The sequence below is a fragment of the Metabacillus sp. Hm71 genome (assembly GCF_051842955.2).
Lineage (GTDB): Bacteria > Bacillota > Bacilli > Bacillales > Bacillaceae > Metabacillus.
This window is the reverse complement of record NZ_CM200278.1, coordinates 4,957,750-4,978,116: the sequence shown is the minus strand read 5'-3', so window position 1 is coordinate 4,978,116 and position 20,367 is coordinate 4,957,750. Positions and strand designations below refer to the sequence as shown.

At 37.2% G+C, this 20,367-nt stretch carries 21 protein-coding genes and 1 pseudogene; 21 read left to right on the top strand and 1 reads right to left on the bottom strand.

Annotated elements, in window-relative coordinates:
* Positions 1–50: 50 nt before the first annotated feature.
* The 11 genes and pseudogenes from ACSVDH_RS24555 (at position 51) to ACSVDH_RS24505 (ending at position 8,561) form a co-directional block, all read left to right on the top strand.
* On the top strand, positions 51–290 hold the full coding sequence (locus ACSVDH_RS24555) for a hypothetical protein (RefSeq protein ID WP_299090993.1): 240 nt from the start codon (positions 51–53) through the stop codon (positions 288–290).
* Positions 291–604: 314 nt separating this feature from the next.
* Entirely contained in the window at positions 605–1,240 is a 636-nt protein-coding gene (locus ACSVDH_RS24550; protein ID WP_439252850.1) for a TVP38/TMEM64 family protein, read from the top strand.
* Positions 1,241–1,698: 458 nt separating this feature from the next.
* Positions 1,699–1,866, top strand: coding sequence for a hypothetical protein (locus ACSVDH_RS24545; RefSeq protein ID WP_439252852.1), 168 nt, complete (start codon positions 1,699–1,701; stop codon positions 1,864–1,866).
* A 42-nt stretch (positions 1,867–1,908) separates the two neighbouring features.
* Complete coding sequence (locus ACSVDH_RS24540; protein ID WP_299090985.1) at positions 1,909–2,238, top strand: YflT domain-containing protein; 330 nt, start codon at positions 1,909–1,911, stop codon at positions 2,236–2,238.
* A gap of 127 nt (positions 2,239–2,365) precedes the next feature.
* A complete protein-coding gene (cls, locus tag ACSVDH_RS24535) occupies positions 2,366–3,868 on the top strand; it encodes a cardiolipin synthase (protein WP_439252853.1) in 1,503 nt (500 codons plus the stop codon).
* A 13-nt stretch (positions 3,869–3,881) separates the two neighbouring features.
* Positions 3,882–4,049 (top strand): annotated as a pseudogene (locus ACSVDH_RS24530) (DUF2197 domain-containing protein).
* Positions 4,050–4,193: 144 nt separating this feature from the next.
* Positions 4,194–4,238 (top strand): erythromycin resistance leader peptide, encoded by a 45-nt coding sequence (locus tag ACSVDH_RS24525; protein WP_142301762.1) that lies wholly within the window; start codon positions 4,194–4,196, stop codon positions 4,236–4,238.
* A gap of 539 nt (positions 4,239–4,777) precedes the next feature.
* Positions 4,778–5,689, top strand: coding sequence for a putative RNA methyltransferase (locus ACSVDH_RS24520; RefSeq protein WP_439252854.1), 912 nt, complete (start codon positions 4,778–4,780; stop codon positions 5,687–5,689).
* Positions 5,670–7,133: an Msr family ABC-F type ribosomal protection protein gene (locus tag ACSVDH_RS24515; RefSeq protein WP_439252855.1), complete on the top strand. Its 1,464-nt coding sequence runs from the start codon at positions 5,670–5,672 to the stop codon at positions 7,131–7,133. The genes ACSVDH_RS24520 and ACSVDH_RS24515 overlap by 20 nt, the downstream gene beginning before the upstream one ends.
* Before the next feature lie 367 nt (positions 7,134–7,500).
* Positions 7,501–7,674, top strand: coding sequence for a DUF3949 domain-containing protein (locus ACSVDH_RS24510; RefSeq protein WP_518618366.1), 174 nt, complete (start codon positions 7,501–7,503; stop codon positions 7,672–7,674).
* A 137-nt stretch (positions 7,675–7,811) separates the two neighbouring features.
* Positions 7,812–8,561 (top strand): DUF2628 domain-containing protein, encoded by a 750-nt coding sequence (locus ACSVDH_RS24505; RefSeq protein ID WP_439252856.1) that lies wholly within the window; start codon positions 7,812–7,814, stop codon positions 8,559–8,561.
* 28 nt (positions 8,562–8,589) lie between these two features.
* On the opposite strand, the gene ACSVDH_RS24500 is transcribed toward ACSVDH_RS24505, so the two are convergent.
* Positions 8,590–9,540, bottom strand: a complete 951-nt coding sequence (locus ACSVDH_RS24500) for an EamA family transporter (RefSeq protein WP_439252858.1) — start codon at positions 9,538–9,540, stop codon at positions 8,590–8,592.
* A gap of 107 nt (positions 9,541–9,647) precedes the next feature.
* Between ACSVDH_RS24500 and ACSVDH_RS24495 the strand changes: the two genes are divergently transcribed.
* The 10 genes from ACSVDH_RS24495 (at position 9,648) to ACSVDH_RS24450 (ending at position 20,358) form a co-directional block, all read left to right on the top strand.
* A complete protein-coding gene (locus ACSVDH_RS24495) occupies positions 9,648–10,535 on the top strand; it encodes an AraC family transcriptional regulator (RefSeq protein ID WP_439252860.1) in 888 nt (295 codons plus the stop codon).
* Between the two features lie 390 nt (positions 10,536–10,925).
* On the top strand, positions 10,926–11,456 hold the full coding sequence (srlA, locus tag ACSVDH_RS24490) for a PTS glucitol/sorbitol transporter subunit IIC (protein WP_439252861.1): 531 nt from the start codon (positions 10,926–10,928) through the stop codon (positions 11,454–11,456).
* A 16-nt stretch (positions 11,457–11,472) separates the two neighbouring features.
* On the top strand, positions 11,473–12,486 hold the full coding sequence (gene srlE, locus ACSVDH_RS24485; RefSeq protein ID WP_439252862.1) for a PTS glucitol/sorbitol transporter subunit IIB: 1,014 nt from the start codon (positions 11,473–11,475) through the stop codon (positions 12,484–12,486).
* Positions 12,487–12,782: 296 nt separating this feature from the next.
* Positions 12,783–13,868 carry a thermonuclease family protein gene (locus ACSVDH_RS24480; RefSeq protein WP_439252863.1) on the top strand — a complete coding sequence of 362 codons (1,086 nt, stop codon included), beginning with the start codon at positions 12,783–12,785 and terminating at the stop codon, positions 13,866–13,868.
* Positions 13,869–14,148: 280 nt separating this feature from the next.
* Positions 14,149–14,895: an IclR family transcriptional regulator gene (locus tag ACSVDH_RS24475; protein ID WP_439252865.1), complete on the top strand. Its 747-nt coding sequence runs from the start codon at positions 14,149–14,151 to the stop codon at positions 14,893–14,895.
* Positions 14,896–14,926: 31 nt separating this feature from the next.
* Complete coding sequence (locus ACSVDH_RS24470) at positions 14,927–15,880, top strand: sugar kinase (RefSeq protein ID WP_439252867.1); 954 nt, start codon at positions 14,927–14,929, stop codon at positions 15,878–15,880.
* A 25-nt stretch (positions 15,881–15,905) separates the two neighbouring features.
* Positions 15,906–16,538 carry a bifunctional 4-hydroxy-2-oxoglutarate aldolase/2-dehydro-3-deoxy-phosphogluconate aldolase gene (locus tag ACSVDH_RS24465; RefSeq protein ID WP_439252868.1) on the top strand — a complete coding sequence of 211 codons (633 nt, stop codon included), beginning with the start codon at positions 15,906–15,908 and terminating at the stop codon, positions 16,536–16,538.
* Positions 16,539–16,555: 17 nt separating this feature from the next.
* Positions 16,556–17,704 (top strand): galactonate dehydratase, encoded by a 1,149-nt coding sequence (gene dgoD / locus ACSVDH_RS24460; RefSeq protein WP_439252869.1) that lies wholly within the window; start codon positions 16,556–16,558, stop codon positions 17,702–17,704.
* 27 nt (positions 17,705–17,731) lie between these two features.
* Positions 17,732–19,045, top strand: coding sequence for an MFS transporter (locus tag ACSVDH_RS24455; protein ID WP_439252870.1), 1,314 nt, complete (start codon positions 17,732–17,734; stop codon positions 19,043–19,045).
* Between the two features lie 329 nt (positions 19,046–19,374).
* Positions 19,375–20,358: a thiamine pyrophosphate-dependent dehydrogenase E1 component subunit alpha gene (locus tag ACSVDH_RS24450; protein ID WP_439253002.1), complete on the top strand. Its 984-nt coding sequence runs from the start codon at positions 19,375–19,377 to the stop codon at positions 20,356–20,358.
* Positions 20,359–20,367: the final 9 nt, after the last annotated feature.

Sequence of the window (20,367 nt, the reverse complement as noted above, 5' to 3'; positions counted from 1 at the left end):
TGTATATCTCGGCCTCCTCCAACCGATAATGGAGTTGTGGAGGTGTGTGAATGAACGAAGATTTATATGTTATAAACGGGAAAGCAGCTATTTTATCATCGCTTTTAGACGGCAAGGTCACTTCCGCAGACGCTTGCGAGGTTACACCAGAAGACTTCGCAAAGATATGCGGAGACATGAAGAAAGAAGGCTTAATTAGACAAGTCAATTTTGGAAATGTATTAAATGTTGAAGTAACGGAAAAAGGAATAAATTATTTCGATAGTATTACGAATAAATTAAGAACCTAAAGGCAATCGATTACTTACGGTTGTCTTTTTTAAAAGGTAAGAAAGTATAAAATTTTGAACTTAGTTTTAGTGTCTAGCTCCAGCGCCTAGCCCCTCTAGGGTCTAGCCACTCATGAATTGAAGGCAAAGAACGCCTTCTATTCATGAGCGTCTTATTTGCCCTAGGCTGATCAAGGCGCTTGCGCTTTTCTTAGTCGTATTTTAACTTGGTGTATGATCCATGACTGATCGCTTTTTTAGAAAACCATTCAGTATTATTATTTCTATTTTAGTAAATACTTTGTTTATAGTCTTGACAATGGAGGATCACAATGATGAAAAAAGGTTTAATTTTTGCAATCATATATGGGATTATCCTCCTTACAGCCATTTATTATAGAGATTTTTTATTAAATTGGCTAAATGACAGTGATTTATCCCAAATTCCTTTAATGTTTTTTCTATCTATCGTTTTAAGTGTATTCCCTATCTTTCCATTTTCGGTATTTGCTGGAATGATGGGAGCGAAATATGGGATCATGATTGGAAGTATTATAAACTGGTTTGGCTCTGTAGGTGGAGCAATCATCTTTTTTGTTCTTTCACGTTATTTTTTTATTGCTGAATTTAAAAAGTTTGTAAGTCGTTTTAATAAATATGATAATTTAAATACAACGATTAATCGCAATCCTTTTTTTGCTGTATTATTGGCTCGAATCATTTATATTATCCCTCCCCTCGTAATCAATATTTATTCTGGTCTAAGCTCTATTTCGTTTAGAGTATATTTTTTTGCAACTGCTATTGGTCAAGTTCCAGCAATGATTGTCTATGCCTTGTTAGGAAATCAATTATTTACTTCAGTTCAATCTTTTCTGCAAGTTTTAATCATTTATATAGGATTTATTCTAATTGTTTTGTTTATTTATAGATGGTGGCTTAAAGAAAAGTCAAAGATTGCTGTTGAGTAACGATAAAGTCATTTTGGCAAGTAACGGATTTTTTTTAAAATCCTGCGTAAACAATAAAAAATGAACAAACGCCAAACCCTTGGACAAATACCGGGTTTGGCTATTTGGCTTATTTCCTAGAATTAGCAATATGTTAACCAGGGATGTATTTTCTATATATTTCTCGTACTCTTAAAAGTATTGAGCATTGCAAAGTAGGGTAGGATGAATAACTAGATAAAGGCGTAAAAGTGTTCATCAGAATCAGATGCAACCTAATCTATTTATTATATTACATCCCAAAGTCTTCTATTTAATGAATTCCGAAGACTTTTATGTCGATACGAAAAAATGAAAATAATGAACCAATAAACTTTCTATCAATCTGGTAGAAGTTATTTTATTTACAGGTTTTTTGTTTAAAGACTTTTTCTGCAGGGTAAAACCCCATATAAGTAAAAAAAAGGAGGAGTTTAGCCATGAATCTTAATTGGAAGAAACGATTCCTAGTAGGTGGTCTTTTTGCGACACTTACATTAGGAGGATTAACTGGATGTGCTGATGGGGTAGATCAAGATAATGGTCCTACTGATGGTGAGCAGAAGGACGAGGTGGATACTGAAAATAAAAATCAAGAAACAAACTAATCTAGCATTAAAAAATCAATTTTTTTAGGAGGTATTTATCTCATGAAAGATGTAAAAGTTGTAGAAAATGCTGTTGAAGCAAGAGAAGCGATTGGACAATTTATCACTCAAGGGTTTACCAAAGATGAGGTTTACTTGCTGGCTCATGACAAAGACTTTTCTGAGGATCTAACAAGAATAACAAATACGGAAGAGATCGGTGTAAAAGAGCAAGGGGTTTTTGATTCAGCAGCAAATGTGTTTCGTTCCCGCGGTGATGAGTTACGCTCTAAAATTCAATCGTTAGGTGTTTCAGATGCAGGTGCACAACAACTAGAGGAAGAATTGGACCTGGGACGCATCGTGGTGGTTGCAGCAAAATCAGTTTCATAATTTTCCTTAAAGGCTCGTCAGCAGGCGGGCTTTTCCATGTTAAATACATAAACTTCTTTTCCTATTAATCTCTCCTCGTACTTAGATTCTCTAACGTCATAACAAGTAAACTAATGTTGGAGGACATATGAAAAAACGAAGAATTGAATTCTTTTTTGTACTTATGATTATTGCATCCGTTTATATGATCTTTTTTACAAATAGCAGCTACCTATTAAAGGCTGGTTTTGTTATTTTATACGGACTCATTATTGTGACAACTATTTTTTCATTAATCCTAGAAAACCGAACTGCACATAATACTCTATTATGGATGTATGTCTTGATCTTTCTCCCTGTTTTTGGCTATATCTTTTATTTGTATTCAGGTCAGCTGTACTTGAAAGGCTACCTTTTTCAAAGCAAACGAAAAAATGACCGCGAAGCTTTGAAGATGACGACACAGCAGCATACACCAGATTTAGCAAAGCTTAAAGAGCATCAAAAGGGATTTGTCTATTATTCCCAACGTGTTGCGTTAACGGAGATGAATACATCTACACAGACAAAGGTTTTAACAAATGGTGCTGAAACGTTCAATGAAATGAAAAAACAGCTTAAGAAAGCAAATGACTTTATTCATATCGAATACTATATTTTTCGTTCTGATCGACTTGGGAAAGAGATCATGGATATCTTAATTACCAAAGCAAAAAATGGGGTAGAAGTACGATTTATCTATGATGCAGTTGGAAGTCGGTCATTGTTAAGTAAAGATATAAAAAGAATGAAAGACGCGGGTGTTTCCGTCTATCCTTTCTTACCAATCAAGTATGGATTTTTTAACCAAAAATTCAATTTTCGCAATCACCGGAAAATTATTGTGATTGATGGGAAAATCGGATTTGTCGGAGGATTAAATGTGGGCATTGAGTACCTCGGACAAGATGAAGAGATCGGTTTTTGGCGGGATACCCACTTGATGATAGAGGGAGAAGCCCTTCAAACACTGCATTCTATTTTTCTTTTAGATTGGGAATATATTAGCAATGAATGTTTGCTTGATGATCCGCACTACAACACGTCATACTCTGTAGAAGGAGATGGGCTGGTCCATGTCGTGGCAAGCGGACCAGATACGCAGGAGGATATTATAAGTGACATGTACTACACGATGATCTCCTTTGCCACCAAATCGATTTGGATTGCAACCCCATACTTTGTTCCAAATGAATCCATTCGGACAGCCTTAAGGGTAGCCGCGAAAAAAGGCGTTCAGGTTCGGGTGATGGTGCCAGAAATTAATGACGGCTTTCTTACCCAGTATGCAACAAGATCATACTTTCCTGAACTATTAAGGTGCGGTGTTGAAATTTATTCCTATCAAAAAGGATTTTTGCATCAAAAAATCATCATTGTTGATGGGGATCTTGCCTCAATTGGAACCGCGAATATGGATATGCGAAGCTTTCATTTAAACTTTGAAGTAAATGCTTTTTTAATTGGGACTAGTTCTATTCAGGATTTAGTGGCCGATTATGAAGCGGATATGGAAGCGAGTAAACGTATACGGCCTGTAGAATTTTATAAGCGGAGCCCCATCGAAAAGTTGAAGGAATCAATTGCCCGTTTGTTTTCCGGGGCTTTATAATGTCTCTAGGGGGATGATAATGTTTTCTTATGAGGTAATTTGTTATAGCTGCAGAAAAAGTTTAAAGTTTATGAAGGTACAAGGCAATACCAATTGTATAAAGAAAACAGAAAAGGCTTTTTGTTGTGAAGACTGTAACCATAAAATACGTCTTGAAGCCATTAAATTCTTTTTTAGATAGAACGTTTAACAATAAGTGAGCATTTCTTTTAAGCAGGAGAAGTGCTCTTTTTGTTGAAGATTTGTGTTATAACCCTTTGACTTTTTTAAAAAGGAATTCTATAATGGCATTGTACTTTTAAATATTAAGGAGGATTATTAAAAAATGACACATGCTATGAGACTACGATTCCCAACTTTGAACCAGTAATTGAATACGTTCAAAGTCTCTGCTTTGTGATTGCAGAGTAAATGGGATCAGTCTGTCCTTTTTTAATAATCTTCATTTCATATTTATTTGCCCATGCTAGCTTCTTTATGATGAGCAGTAGGCAAGTATAGAAAAAATATGTAATGTCCAGAAAGGCGGAGTAATCTGTCTTTCTTTATTTTTGTCTTAATTTCCTTCTTTTGGCCGGTAAAAGGAAGGTTTATTTGCTGACGGCTTCCTATTAGCCCCTAACTTCATAAGGATGGGTATGTTTCTTCCCTTTACTCTGAATCACAGGCAGATGCTTGTGATTTTTTTTTCGTTTAGGAAATTATAAAATTCATTGAACTGTGGATAAGCACTCCGACATCCAGCTCCAGCGCCTATCGCCTATCAAACTTCAGATCATCTCCCTACGATAAGTCAACATCGGTTCGCTTCGCTTACCGTGTTTCCTTTATCTCAGTCGATGCTCCTCCAGTTTGTACGGCGATGACCAAGGCGCTTGCGCTTTTGTTCATTAGAAAGGAAGAGAGAACATGGCCGATAAAGCAAAGAGTGTTAGTGAATTTCTGGAAGTATTTAGATGTCCGTATTGTAAAAATTCGTTTAGAGCGGTTGATTTAAAAAGCTTGAAATGTCCAAATAACCATACGTTTGATTTTGCAAAGCAAGGATATGTAAACATGATGATCCGTCCCTCTATTAGTCATTACAATAAGGCATTATTTGAGGCAAGGCAAAAAATGATTATGGAAAGTCATTTGTATTCATTGCTTCATAAGGAGATTTCAAACTTGATAAAGGAACATTTGGGTGAATCATCTTCTCCATCTTTAATTCTTGATGCAGGATGTGGTGAAGGTTCCCATTTGCAAAAGATTATAGAGGAAGCCAGGAATAGTTCCATAACAGGGATTGGGTTGGACATTTCAAAAGAAGGCATTCTTATGGCCGCAAAGAAATACAAAAAACTAATTTGGCTTGTAGGTGATGTAGCAAATGCTCCATTTGTGGATCAATCGTTTCAGATTAATCTCAATATCTTATCACCTTTAAATTACACAGAATTTAAAAGATTGTTAGCTCCAAATGGTCTCGTTATGAAAGTTGTTCCTCGTTCTAGTTATCTAAAAGAACTACGGGAAGCACTTTTCAATGATACAGAAAAGAAGGTCTATCATAATGATGATACCGTGTACCTTTTCAAAAAGCATTTCCAACTAAAAGATGTGATCAGCTTACGTTATACAAAAAAACTGGAGCAGACAGAGTTGGAACATTTCGTTCAGATGTCACCCCTTTCTTGGACATCAAATCAAGCAGATATTGAAGCGTTTATTCTTAAAGGTTTTTCGGAGGTCACAATCGATTTAGATATTTTAATTGGATTAAATAAAAAGAATGAAGAAAAAAGCGAGGTAATAAATAATGGAAAAAGTATGTCTTGAACTAGAAAATATCGAACTATCATTTTTAGATCGATTAGTATTAGCGATTCCGCGGCTGGCGGTACATCAGTTAGATCGGATTGGGATTGTTGGCAAGAACGGGGCTGGTAAAAGCACGTTATTGAAACTTATGAACGGACAAATCAAGCCTGAGAAAGGCCATGTCAAACGCTTTGTGCAATTTGCTTATTTCGATCAACTGGAATCACCAGTTGAAAAAGATGTAGATTATGAACTAGTTGGAAAGTTATCCATCCCGCAAACCAATATTGAAAATTTTAGCGGCGGGGAACAAACAAGGCTGAAGTTAGCACAAATTTTTTCAAACTACTATGAAGGTCTATTGATTGATGAGCCAACAACACATCTTGATGAAGAGGGTACACGCTTTTTTACCGATGAATTGACTTATTATTATGGGGCACTTGTGCTTGTCAGTCATGACCGTTATATACTTGATAAACTCGTAACGAAAATTTGGGAAATCGAAGATGGATATGTAACTGAATATACAGGAAACTATTCGGATTATGTAGCTCAAAAAGAGCTTCAGCGAAATCAGCAGCAACAGCAGCATGAAAACTATTTAAAAGAAAAAACACGTCTGTTAAAGGCTGCAGAAGAAAAAATGAAAAAGGCTGAAAAAATCACACAAGCAAATGGACATATTTCTAAGAAGGAAACGAAAGCAAAAGCAAATAAAATGTTTATGACAAAATCAAAAGATACAAGCCAAAAAGCAGTTCAACGTGCCGCAAAGTCGATTGAGCAACGAGTGAAACAGCTTGAGGCAGTTGACGCTCCAACAGTAGAACAGGCATTAAGGTTTCATCAGCCAAGTGCACTTCAGATGCATAATAAGTTTCCTATTATGGCGGATCGCCTGACACTAAAGATTGGCAATAAGATTCTTTTGAAGGAAGCATCTTTCCAATTTCCATTGGGGAACACCATTGCCATAAAAGGAAAGAATGGTTCAGGAAAATCAACCTTACTCCGCCACATTTATCAAAGGGGAGAAGGGATGATCATTTCACCAAAAGCGGTCATCGGACGTTATGAACAAATGGGTTACCAATTTGAAAAAGACAAAAGTGTATTAGACTATATGAAAGAAAGAAGCGACTATGATGAAGGGAAAATTCGGGCAGCTCTTCATGCGATGAATTTTATAGGTAATGATGTTAAGAAAAATGTCCGGGAATTAAGTGGCGGTGAAGCGGTTCGTTTGGAATTGTGCCAGCTTTTTTTAGGGAGATATAATGTGTTGATCTTAGATGAACCAACCAATTTTTTAGATGTTTTTTGTATTGAAGCATTAGAACGCTTTTTGAAGGCATATGAAGGTACAGTCCTTCTTGTATCACATGATCGCACCTTTATTGAACGGGTAGCTGATTGCGTGTATTTAATCGAAAATGAAAAATTACTCGTAATAAAATAATGTGGGGAAGCAGAGGGATCTCTGCTTCTTTTAGTTCAAAAGTATAAAATTTGAACTTAGTTTTAGTGTCTAGCTCCAGGCGCCATCGGCTCTAGGGTCTAGTCAAATAGGAATTGAAGGTAAAGAACACCTTCTATTCCTATTCGCCTTATGCTTGTCGCCGAATGCTAAGCGCCTTGCGCTTTTCTTAATCACATAGTTGAAAAAGTTTTTGAAACGAAAAGAACATGAATCCGTAAATATAGGTAAGGGAGAATTTCCATAAAGAGGTGAATGAAATGGGTTTATACGCAACACTTGGGATTATTGGTGCATATCTGTTATTATCGTTACTCTTATTACCGATGCAATATAGGTATATCAAACAATTAAAGGAAGACGAAAAGGAACGAAAGGTATTAGGCTTAACCCAGATGAATATTATGAACGAATGGGGTTTGAAACACAACAATTACACTTCAATGCACAAGGAAACCTATTATTTTTAGGTGCCAACCTTTTGGCCACTCTTGTCTATAATTGGAAACATAAGAGAAGCTAAAATACGATACGGGAATGCTTCGTTTTAAAGGCTGTTCTAAAAAGAAAATCTAATTGCTGAAATAATGCTTGTACTTTTATTTATCCTGAAGTATTTTTAATCTATTAAATTTACTTTGAACAAAGAGGAGCAAGCACATGGAAGAATCCCGCTTACAAGAATTATTGAATGTCGTGCAAAAGAACACATCTTATTATCATCTAAAATGGGGATCGGTTAATGACCCTGGGAAGCAAAACACGTGGAATTGGGCCGCGTTTTTCTTTTCTACATTCTGGCTGGCGTATCGTAAAATGTATAAGTTGTTTTTTCTTTTTCTAGGAATTGAATTGCTTTGGACCATTCCTGCCTATTTTGTAGATCTTCCCCTATGGGTGATGTATAGCTTTTATCCGCTTGTAGCAATCATTACTGGCTTGTACGGAAATCGCTGGTATTATTTACACACTGTAAAGATTTTACATGAATCTCAAAAATGTCCCGATTCTCAGCAAGAATCTTATGTGAAAACGAAGGGCGGGGCACATCTTGGGATTATGTTCGGTCTTATGGCATTTAGTCTATTATTCTACTTTCTAACAGACTTTGCTCTTGCTCATGTCCCAACTACGACTAATATTAAAGATATTGTCCGCTATAGTGATGATGCGATTACACTTGAAGTATTTACAGAAGATTATGAGTGGAATTATGTGGAGAAAAAAGATCGCTACCATGTGGTTGAATTCAAAGGCTATGACTATACAGAAGATGAAGATGTGCGTATTCTCTTTCATGTGTTTTTTGATAAACAGATCTACGAATGGAGAGATGTCTACCTGAACGGTCAGAAACTCAGTGAAGAAGAAGCGATAGACTATGAATTGTGGATTGAAGAAAACTGGTAGACGTAGTGAAAGCTTCAATAAAAACCCCTCAACCGACTCTGAGGGGTTTTTCATTTTTAAATGTTTTACCAGTTTTAGAGGAAGACTTTTTATTCAAAGCTAATATTAAAATCATCGTGATAATGCAGGCTGTACCAACCCATTGGAAAAATCCAAATGATTCTTTTAACCAAAAGACGGTAGTTAAAACTGCTGCCAACGGTTCTAAACTGCTTAAAAGACTTGTTTCTTTAGGCGAAAGACTTTGCAAGCTTTCAATATAAAACCAAAAGGCCAGCATCGTGCCAAAGATGATCACGAATAGTAGGTAGACGTAAGTTTCCAGCGTAAAGCTTGAAGCATCTACCTGCCAAGGGGGATGGATAATGCTTAAAGCTAAACCGCCGATGACCATCGCCCAGCCAACAATGACAAGTGAATCGTACTCCTTCAGCAGAGGAACAGCATATAACGTATAAAATGCTAATGCAGCTCCAGATAAAATCCCCCAAATGATCGCTGGTGAAGGCACAGATAATTGTGAGATTGAGCCATTTGTTAACAAAAAAAAGCAGCCGATTAAAGCAAGCAAAATCGTGACTGAATCTCTTCCTGTTAAAACAGTTTGCTTACGTAATAGGAGATAAATGATAATCATCACAGGTGCTAAATATTGCAATAATGTAGCAACAGCTGCATTACCATGATGGATAGATGACATATACGTATATTGAACGGCAAGCATGCCAACTAAGCCGAAGATGATTAGTTGAACAGCTGAAGTACGATTTTTCCACACACCAACGATTTGAGAACGGTCTTTTCCTAAAAATTGAACGGTTAATAATAATAAACCAGCGATAAGCAATCGTACTGTAACAAGCCAATTTACATCGATTGCGTATTGAAAGAGCTTTTGTGCAACTGTCCCGCCAACTCCCCAAAATACCGCTCCTATTACCACGAGGAACAACCCTGTTCTTCTCGCAGGTTTATTCATGATTGCCTCTCCACCTTTAAATATAATAATATTGTTATCATAAGTGTAAAGATGGGTTTATTCTACTGAAATTGAACGAAAAAATATCAATATATTGAGGTGGTCGTATGCAAATAAAGAATTTTGTCATTGATCAAAACTTAAAAGAGCAAACGAAGCATCGCACAGTGGCATTACCAATTGCCTGCTACGAAACAACGATTCAGCAAAATATACATGGTTATATACCACTACATTGGCATGATGAACTACAATTTGTCCTAATTGTAAAAGGGGAAGCAATTTTTCAAATAAATGAAGAGAAAATAGTGGTTCGAGAAGGTAATGGACTATTTATAAATAGCGGCTGCCTTCACATGGCGAAAGACCACAATCAATCAGGGTGTGTTTATATTTGCTTAAATAGTTCACCTCATTTCCTTTTACCCCAGGAACTTTATACAACCTATGTCTTTCCCTATATTCAAGCGACTAATTTACCTTTTTTATGTATAGATGCATCTGAGCCTTGGGGGAAAAACATTTTAGATGCCATGATTAAAATCAATCAATGGGTCCAACAAAAACCATCATACTTTGAAATCGACATTACCCTACAGCTGACGATCATTTGGCAAAACTTAATCATTAATGGCTTTCAATTAGAATTCGATGAGACAGAGATGGTGAAAAATAGCCGTATGAAGGAAATGTTAAATTGGATACATCTCCATTATGCTGAGAAAATTTTGCTGGACGATATTGCAAAAGCAGGCCAATTGAGCCGCTCTGAATGCTGCCGGTATTTCAAGCGGATATTAAACACTACCCCATTAAAGTATGTAACCGATTATCGAATTCATAAAAGCTTAAGCTTATTGCAGCAAACAGAATCCAATGTGACGGAAGTCGCCTTTCAAGTAGGATTTAATAGTACGAGCTATTTTATTGATAAATTTCGAAAGTCGATGAATATGACGCCATTGGCCTATAAAAAATCGAGAGTAGGCGATTAAATTCATATATGGCCAAAACAAATGCAGCCAAGTGAGTATAAAAGCTGATTCCTTTTTGGATGAGGAAGGATCCTTTTGTTTTTTTGTTGAAAAATTCAAAAAATAGCATTGACACTTTTATTATTTGATATTATGTTATAGACATAACATATGTAACATACATGAACAAATGTAAATGAACGTCATTGTTTATTAATCTGGGAAACATATGTTATTGCACTTTTTCAGAAATAAAATGACAGCGTTTTAATTATGTGATCGGAAAGTATTAAGCTGCCATCACATAACCAAAAAGACATAAAAGGGGAGGATTTATTTTCTAAAGCAAGATTGAATTTGAAAGCGCTTAAATTATTTGAATATCGACAAAGGGGAAGGAGTGCAAGGATAATGGAATGGATTCAATGGTTTGGAGAACACTTTATTGGGATGTTTAATGCTGGCGGAGAAACATTTATGGGTTTATTAACCGGCATTGTTCCAACATTAGTTGTGCTATTAACCTTTACGTATGCTGTAATGAAATTTATTGGGGAAGAGAGAGTAAACAAAGCGATTCAGTTTGCAGCAAAATATACATTATTAAGATATACGGTGATGCCTATTCTAGCAGTCTTGCTTTTAACAAATCCCATGGCTTATACATTTGGCCGTTTTTTACCTGAAAAGCAAAAGCCGGCATTTTATGATTCAGCTGTCTCGTTTGTTCATCCTGTAACAGCGTTATTTCCATATGCAAATGCAGGTGAGCTTTTCGTTTATCTTGGCATTGCAAACGGAATTAAGGAAGCGGGTTATTCCATGTCAGAGCTTGCCGTGCGTTATTTTTTAGTTGGTATCTTAATCATTCTCATACGCGGGATTGTGACGGAAATGATTACAAAGTATTTAGCGAAAAAAATGGAAGTCAAATCATTATAGAAGGAGGAGATGTTAGATGGCCTATCGTGCGGTTTTTGTTGCAAAAGGATCTGGCGGCTGGGGAGCAGGGCTTCATATTGAACCAAAAGGCAAAAGAACAAAGGTCGTGTCTATTACTGGAGGCGGGATTCATCCGGTTGCAAGAAAAATTGCTGAATTAACTGGAACAGAAGCAATTGATGGCTTTAAAAATGCTGTTCCAGAAGATGAGATGATGTGTGTTGTTATTGACTGTGGCGGTACGGCACGAATTGGGCTATATCCAATGAAGCGAATTCCAACTGTTGATATTATGGCATCTTCACCTTCTGGTCCGCTTGCAAGGCATATAACCGAGGATATTTTTGTTTCGGGTGTTACTGAAAAAGAAGTTGCTGTTGCCGAAGGATACAATGAAGCAGCAGGTGCTATGGAAGCTTCACAAGAATCCGTGTTTAACACAAAGGATAAAGAGAAATTTAAAGAAAACTATGAAAAGCTCAAAAAAGAAAAACTAGGAAATAGTGATAATTTTTTAACGAAATTTTCAAGAGGAATTGGGAAAGTAACAGGTACGTTCTATCAGGCTGGACGTGATTCGGTTGAAATGTTAATAAAAAATATTATCCCATTCATGGCTTTTGTCAGTATGTTAATTGGGATTATTAACTATACAGGAATCGGTGACTTCATTGCGAACTTTTTATCTCCGCTTGCAAGCTCACTTGTAGGTTTGATTGTTATCGTAGTGGTATGTACTTTGCCATTTTTATCACCAGTACTAGGCCCTGGTGCCGTTATTGCCCAGGTTATCGGAGTATTAATTGGCAGTCAAATTGCCTTAGGGAATATACCTCCTCAATTTGCGCTGCCGGCCCTATTTGCTATAAATGGTCAAGTTGGCTGTGACTTTATCCCTGTAGGTTTATCGCTGGGAGAAGCAAAGCCTGAAACGGTTCAATACGGTGTACCCGCGGTTTTATACAGCCGCCTTATTACTGGTGCATTAGCCGTCGTGATTGCTTATTTTGCTAGTTTTGGAATGTACTAATCTCTGGGAGTATTTTTATACGTATTCGCTTAAATAAAAGTACGGACTAAACTGCTAAACTGCTATAAAAAAGCTGAAGAGGATGGCTCAAAAAGGCTTAGATAAGCCGATTGGGTTATTCTCTTATTTGTTTAAGTGAAAAATAAAGCTTTGAAGCAATCTTGCTAACAGGTTAAGGAAGGATAACACTAAAAAAGTAACGATAAATTTACAATATATTAATTAAGTATTCATACTATTTAAATAATTAATTGGTCTAATTTAAGTGTATCTAATAATAAAAAGGAGGCTTTGTAATGAAAAACAGATTATTATCTCTAGCATTACCTGCTATTGTTGCACTTATTGCGTTATTGGGGCTTTTTCCGAATACATCATCTGCTGCTACATATAAGGCTACGATTGATCGGGTAGTTGATGGTGATACGGTTTATCTCAAAGAAACCATCAAAGGGACGTACAAAGTAAGAATGCTTTCAATCGATACTCCTGAAACCTATTATCAAGGACAAGCTCAAGAGCCCTGGGGAACAGCGGCTAAGAACTATTTGAATCAACTTCTTCCCGCTGGAACAAGTGTAACGATTGAGACGGATGTTGAAGAAACAGATGCTTATGGTCGTTTACTCGCTCATGTCTATAAAGGTACGTTAGATGTTAACAAAGAGATGGTTCGGCAGGGACATGCAGTAACGTATTATATTTGGCCAAATATGCTTCATTTTACAGAGTACCAACAAGCTTATTTGGAAGCAAAACAAAACGGTCGAGGGATGTGGAACCCAGCCAACCCTATACAAGAACTCCCATTTGAGTTTCGTGATCGTGTCTCAGGGCAATCTCAAGATAAGTATGTAGGAGATTTCTTTACAAATAAGTATGTAGCACCAAACGATTATAAACAAATACCGATTGAAAAACGTGTGTTTTTCTTTACTGAGTCTGATGCTCTTGCTGCAGGATACACAAAAGAAGGTTCTTCAGGTGGTGGAGTAATTTCAAATGAACTTGTAATCAATGAGGTACTTCCTGCTTCAGGTACTAAATATCAAAAAGAGTTTGTAGAAATATACAATCCAACAAGTGCTGCTGTCGATTTATCTGGATATGTTCTAGATGACTATGTTAATGCCGGTTCAGCTCCTTATACGATTCCAGGTGGAACTATTATTCCTTCCAAGGGATACTTTGTCTGGGAAACAAGTAGCTACTTTAATAATACAGGGGATGATGTTACATTGAAGGCTCCGAACGGAACGATCATTGATCAGTACCATTACTCATCATCAAGTGCTGATAAATCTTGGGTACGTATGCCGGACGGTGGAAGCTGGTCATCTACAATGGATTCCACACCAACCAAGGGAGCACCTAATAACTGACTTTTTACACCAGAATTTATTTTTTAGGATGATAGTATTAGAAAAGAGGGTGTCCAAAAAGCTGGGCTTTTTGGACACCCTCTTTGTCTAATTGCTTTTTTATCCAGGTTTATAGAGTTAATTTATTCACATTTTCTTTCAAGCCAATTAGGGATGGATGATTTTTGTTTAGTTTAAAAAATAAATAAAATGATTGTATATAGAAGAAAGCCATGATAATATTAAAACAGTAAATCACATATATGATTTTAAATCACATATGTGATTTTGGAGGTATGACATGTCAGTAAAATCTGCAGAACGAGTATTAAGAGTATTTGAACTATTGGGGCAACACACAGAAGGTCTAACGATTAAAGAAATGAGCGGTAAACTTTCGTTTCCTCAGAGTAGTACATCTAATCTTATTGGCACTCTGTTTAAGGAAGGATATTTAAACCAAGATTCCCTTAAACGGTATAAACTAGGGCCAAAACTGATTCAAATGGGAACACTTGCAATGGAATCACTGGATATTTCTTCCCAAGGAACACCATATCTTAAAAAGTTAATGGAAGATGTACAAGAAACGGTATTTATGGCTGTATTATCCGAAGGGGAGCTAGTCTATGTTTCAAAAATAGACAATAACCGTTCGATTCGAACAACGGCTCAACCGGGTTATCGTAAACCCTTATATTGCACTGGACTAGGCAAAGCATTTTTAGCTTTCTTACCCGAAAATGAAAAAAATGCGATTTTGGATCATGTTGAACTATCCCCCATCACAAGAAATACGATTACGAATCGACAAGAGTTAGAAAAGAAATTGGAGATGTTTGTGGATATGGGATATTCCATTGACGATGAGGAAAATGAGGAAGGTTTGTATTGTCTAGCTGCCCCAATTTTCGGTCCGGACAATACAATTCAAGCAGCGATTAGCGTTGCTGGACCTAAAGAAAGAATGCTCAACCGGAAGGATTTAATTGTAGAAAAACTCCTTCAAACATCAAAGAAAATCTCAGAAAGCATTGGGCATTCTTAAGAGAAGCAAAAGTGAGAAGTGGAGGCTTAACATGGATGTAATGAGTATAGGAGAAACAATGGTTTTGTTTACTCCTGATACACAAGGGCAGATGAGATACGCCAGGAATTACTCGTCAAAAATGGCTGGAGCCGAAACCAACACATTAATCGGCTTGGCAAAGCTCGGTCATAAGACAGGTTGGATCAGTCGTGTAGGGAAGGATGAATTCGGATCGTTCATCCTTTCTGCAGTCAGAGCAGAGGGAGTCGATACAAGTCAGGTGGCTACTGACAATAACGCACCAACCGGACTTTTTTTTAAAGAGTTGATAAATGAAAAAAATGTTCGAGTCTATTATTATCGTAAACATTCTGCTGCAAGCTTTTTGACTCCTGACGATATTAATGAAGAATATGTTGCGAACACGAAATATCTGTACATAACAGGTATAACCCCCGCTCTCAGCCAATCTTGCCGAGACAGTATCTTTTATGCTATTGAGATAGCAAAGAAACATGATGTGAAAGTGGTTTTTGATCCGAATGTGCGTCGTAAATTATGGAGTGATGAAGAAGCGCGTACTACACTTTTAGCAATCGCAAAGATGGCAGACATTGTTTTGCCGGGAATAAGTGAAGGAGCATTTTTATTGGGGACAGAAGACTGTGAGGAAATGGCAGAACTGTTTCATCATCACGGAGTTGGAACCGTTATTATTAAACGTGGCGAAAAAGGAGCTTATTATTCGACTCTGTCGGAAAAAGGATATGTAGAAAGCTTTAAGGTGGAAAAAGTAGTAGATCCGGTCGGAGCAGGAGACGGATTTGCAGCAGGTGTGCTGTCAGGTCTATTGGACGGCCTTACTCTTAAAGAATCTGTATTGAGAGGCTGTGCCATCGGTGCAGCAGTGACAACAGTCAACGGTGATATTGAAGGGTTGCCTGATAGAGAAATATTAGAAGCGCTTGTGAAGTTATCAGGAACAGAAGATGTTTCTCGTTAACTAAAAAGGGAGGATCATTTTTTTTATGAATACACTGTCCAGCATTCTAGATAACAAAATTGTAGCAATAATCCGTGGTGCAAATCCCGAAGACGTTATAAAAATTGCTAAAGCACTGCATGAAGGGGGAGTGAAAATTTTAGAAATTACCATGAATTCTCCAAGGGCATTATCTGTTATTGGAGAGGTATCAGATGAACTTGGCGATCAAGTGCTGGTAGGTGCCGGTACCGTTTTAGACTCTGAAACTGCCCGATCAGCAATTTTAGCAGGCGCGAAATTCATTTTATCTCCTACTGTTGATATCGAAACGATTAAAGTGACAAAAAGATATGGAGCAGTGAGCATTCCCGGTGCCTTTACTCCAACTGAAATTCTATCAGCCTATGAAAATGGCGGAGATATTATCAAAGTTTTCCCTGCGACTTTGGGACCAGGCTTCATAAAAGATATACGCGGGCCTCTTCCGCAAATTCCATTGCTTCCGACTGGTGGGGTAGATTTAGGCAATATTCAGGAATTTATGAAAGCGGGTGCTGTTGGTTGTGGAATTGGAAGCGCTCTTGTGAATGCGAAGCATGAGATAACAGATGAATATTTAATGCAAATAACAGAAAAAGCAAGCCAATTTGTTTCAGCTGTAAAAACAAACAACTAAAAAGGAGAAGTTATTTTATGAAAATTACAGGTTATGAATTATTCCAAGTACCGCCACGCTGGTTGTTTTTAAAATTGGAAACAGATGAAGGAATTATCGGATGGGGTGAACCAATCATAGAAGGGAGAGCAGCTACTGTTAAAACAGCTGTTGAAGAATTAATGGAATATCTCATTGGCAAAGACCCGCTTAATATTGAAGATCATTGGAATGTTATGTATCGCGCTGGTTTTTATCGCGGCGGCCCGATCTTAATGAGTGCTATATCTGGTATTGATCAAGCCTTGTGGGATATAAAAGGAAAGTATTACAATGCCCCTGTTCATCAACTTCTTGGAGGAAAAGCAAGAGAATCCATCAAGGTATATTCATGGATTGGAGGAGATCGTCCGGCAGATGTTGGAGAGGCAGCGAAAGAAGTTGTATCACGTGGATTTACAGCCGTAAAAATGAACGGTACGGAAGAACTTCAATATGTTGACTCATATGAAAAAATAGACCAGGTAATTGAGCGTATTGCAACAGTAAGAGAGGCGGTAGGACCTTATATTGGAATTGGAATTGACTTTCACGGCCGGGTACATAAACCTATGGCAAAAGCTTTGGCAAAAGAGCTTGAGCCTTTTCGACCTATGTTTATTGAAGAACCTGTTTTGCCGGAAAATAATGAGGCCCTTCGTGAAATTGCAAACCATGTGACCATTCCTATTGCAACCGGTGAAAGAATGTTCTCAAAATGGGATTATAAAAAATTATTAATAGACGGGTATGTTGATATTATTCAGCCAGATCTATCGCATGCAGGCGGGATTACAGAATGCAAAAAAATCATTTCAATGGCTGAAGCATTTGATGTTGCTGCAGCTCCACACTGTCCATTAGGTCCGATCGCGTTAGCCGCTTGTCTTCAGGTTGATGCTACTTGTCACAACGCATTTATTCAGGAACAGAGTCTTGGCATTCATTATAATCAGGGCAGCGATTTACTAGATTATATTATAGATAATCGTGTTTTCCAATATGAAAGCGGATACGTGAAGATACCGGATGGTCCTGGATTAGGTATTGAAATCAATGAAGAACATGTAAGGAAAATGGCTGACATCGGTCATAATTGGAAAAATCCAGTCTGGAGACATAAGGATGGCAGTGTCGCTGAATGGTAATAAAAACTGGTGAAATGGGTGAATAACATGGGCAATAGAATGACAAAAGTACGGTATGGAGTAGTTCTTATGTTGTTTATAACAGTCATTATAAATTATATGGATCGAAGCAACATTTCAGTAGCAGCACCTTTAATTTCAAAAGATCTAGGTTTAGATCCTGTTCAGATGGGATTGATTTTTTCAGCTTTTGGATGGACATACGCTGCTCTTCAAATACCGGGTGGATGGATACTAGATAAGTTGGGTAACAGAAAGACCCATACCATAGGGATAGCTGGCTTTTCTATTGCGACTTTACTGCAGGGGTTTATCCATGGTTTCTCAGGATTTATATTTCTCCGTATTGCATTGGGAGCCTTTGAAGCACCAGCATTTCCAACCAATAGTAAAGTAGCTGCTTCTTGGTTTCCGGAAAAAGAAAGAGCTAGAGCAATTGCTATCTATACCTCAGGACAGTTTATTGGATTAGCCTTTTTAACACCAACATTAATATTCTTGCAGCAGTGGTTTGGATGGAGAGGTTTATTTATTATCACAGGTGTCATTGGTTTATCATGGGCTCTTCTATGGTATTTATTTTATCGTGATCCTCTACAGAGTAAGCGGGTTAATAAACAAGAACTTGATTATATTAGTAAGGGCGGAGCAGTTTTTGATTCTGTTTCTGAAGAAAAATCGAAAAAGTCTGAATTTGGCTTAAAAGACTTTGCAACTGTATTAAAAAGCAAGAAGTTATGGGGCATATACATTGGCCAATTTGCAGTAACATCAACTTTATGGTTTTTCTTAACCTGGTTTCCAACTTATCTTGTTGAGTATAGAGGAATAGACTTTGAGAAATCTGGCTTTCTAGCTGCATTGCCATTTATAGCTGCTTTTGCAGGTGTATTAACTTCAGGATTCCTCTCTGATTTTCTTGTGAAAAGAGGTTTTTCTGACAGCGTTGCAAGAAAGGTGCCAGTTATCACTGGACTATTATTGGCGACATCTATAGTTGGTGCAAACTACGTTGAAAATACAAACTTAGTCATAATGTTTATGTGCATAGCATTTTTTGGAAACGGCTTTGCATCGATTACCTGGGTCTTTGTTTCCTTATTAGCGCCTAAACGACTTATAGGTATGGCAGGAGGTGTGTTTAACTTTATTGGTAATACATCATCGATCATCATTCCTATTATTATTGGTTTTTTGGCGAAAGGAGGGAATTTTGCGCCGGCACTTACCTTCATTGCATGTGTTACACTGTTAGGAGCTTTATCTTACATCTTTTTGGTCGGAAAAGTTGAGCGGATCCAAGTTATAGGGGAAGCCATAGAAAGCAATAAATCTGCATAAATTAAAAAAGAATATTTTTTGCTCTAAAACCTTAAATATGTTGCATTGAAATTCATTTAGTTAAGTTCTTAAGTAAATTGGTATTTAATGAAAAAGTATATAACTATTTTTATTGCACCGTTCTATTTTTGAACGGTGTTTTTTGTGTTTAGAAAATGAATAGTTAAACGATTTTATTGTAACTTCCGATTCTTTCCTCCTTTAGAAAACAGGCAAAAGATAAAAAATTCAAAAAATTACAGACAATACCTTGACTATTTTCAATAATAGGATTACGATATTTACAAATGTAACACATAAGAACAAATGTAAAAGGAGGAAGGGAATTGATGTTAAGCACAGTTAAATTGCCACCCCATATCACCAATGAGAAGCTAATTTCACTCTATAAAGAAATGTGGTTAATTCGTTATTTTGATGAAAAGGTTGACCAGTTTTTTGCTAAAGGAATGATTCACGGCACAACCCATTTATGTGTTGGGCAGGAGCCTTCTGCAGCAGGGCCAATCGCTGCTTTAAAAGATATAGATAAAATTACAAGCACACATCGAGGGCATGGCCATTGTATTTCAAAAGGAGCAGATGTTAAACGCATGATGGCAGAGCTGTTTGGACGGGAAACAGGCTACTGCAAAGGAAAAGGCGGTTCCATGCATATTGCCGATCTTGAAAAAGGGAATTTAGGAGCAAATGGAATTGTAGGCGGGGGTATCCCGATCGCTGTAGGCGCAGCATTAACGTCAAAAATGAAAAAGTTAGGCTATGTTGTCCTCTGTTATTTTGGTGATGGTGCAAGCAATGAAGGAAGTTTCCATGAAGCTCTTAATCTAGCATCCATCTGGGATTTACCGGTCGTCTTTATTTGTGAAAATAACCAATATGGAATGAGCGGTCCTGTAAAGGAAATGACAAATATTGAACATATTGCTGAACGTGGCAGCAGTTACGGAATACCGGGGAAAATTGTTGATGGCACAGATGTGATTGAAATGATGAATACCGTTTACGATGCGGTTGAACATGCTCGCAGCGGCAATGGGCCAACATTAATTGAAGCAAAAACATATCGTTGGAAAGGGCATTCGAAAAGTGATGCGAAAAAATATCGGACACGTGAGGAAGAGCAAGAATGGAGAAATAGAGACGGCATTAAGAAGTATAAAGAGCTATTAATTTCAGAAGGCCTCATTACCGAAGAAGAAGCGAAACAACTTCAAATGGAAGCAAAAGAGGAAATTGAAGCTGCTGTTACCTATGCAGAAAATAGTCCAGAACCATCCATTAATACTTTATTAGAAGATGTGTATGCGTAAGGAGGAACG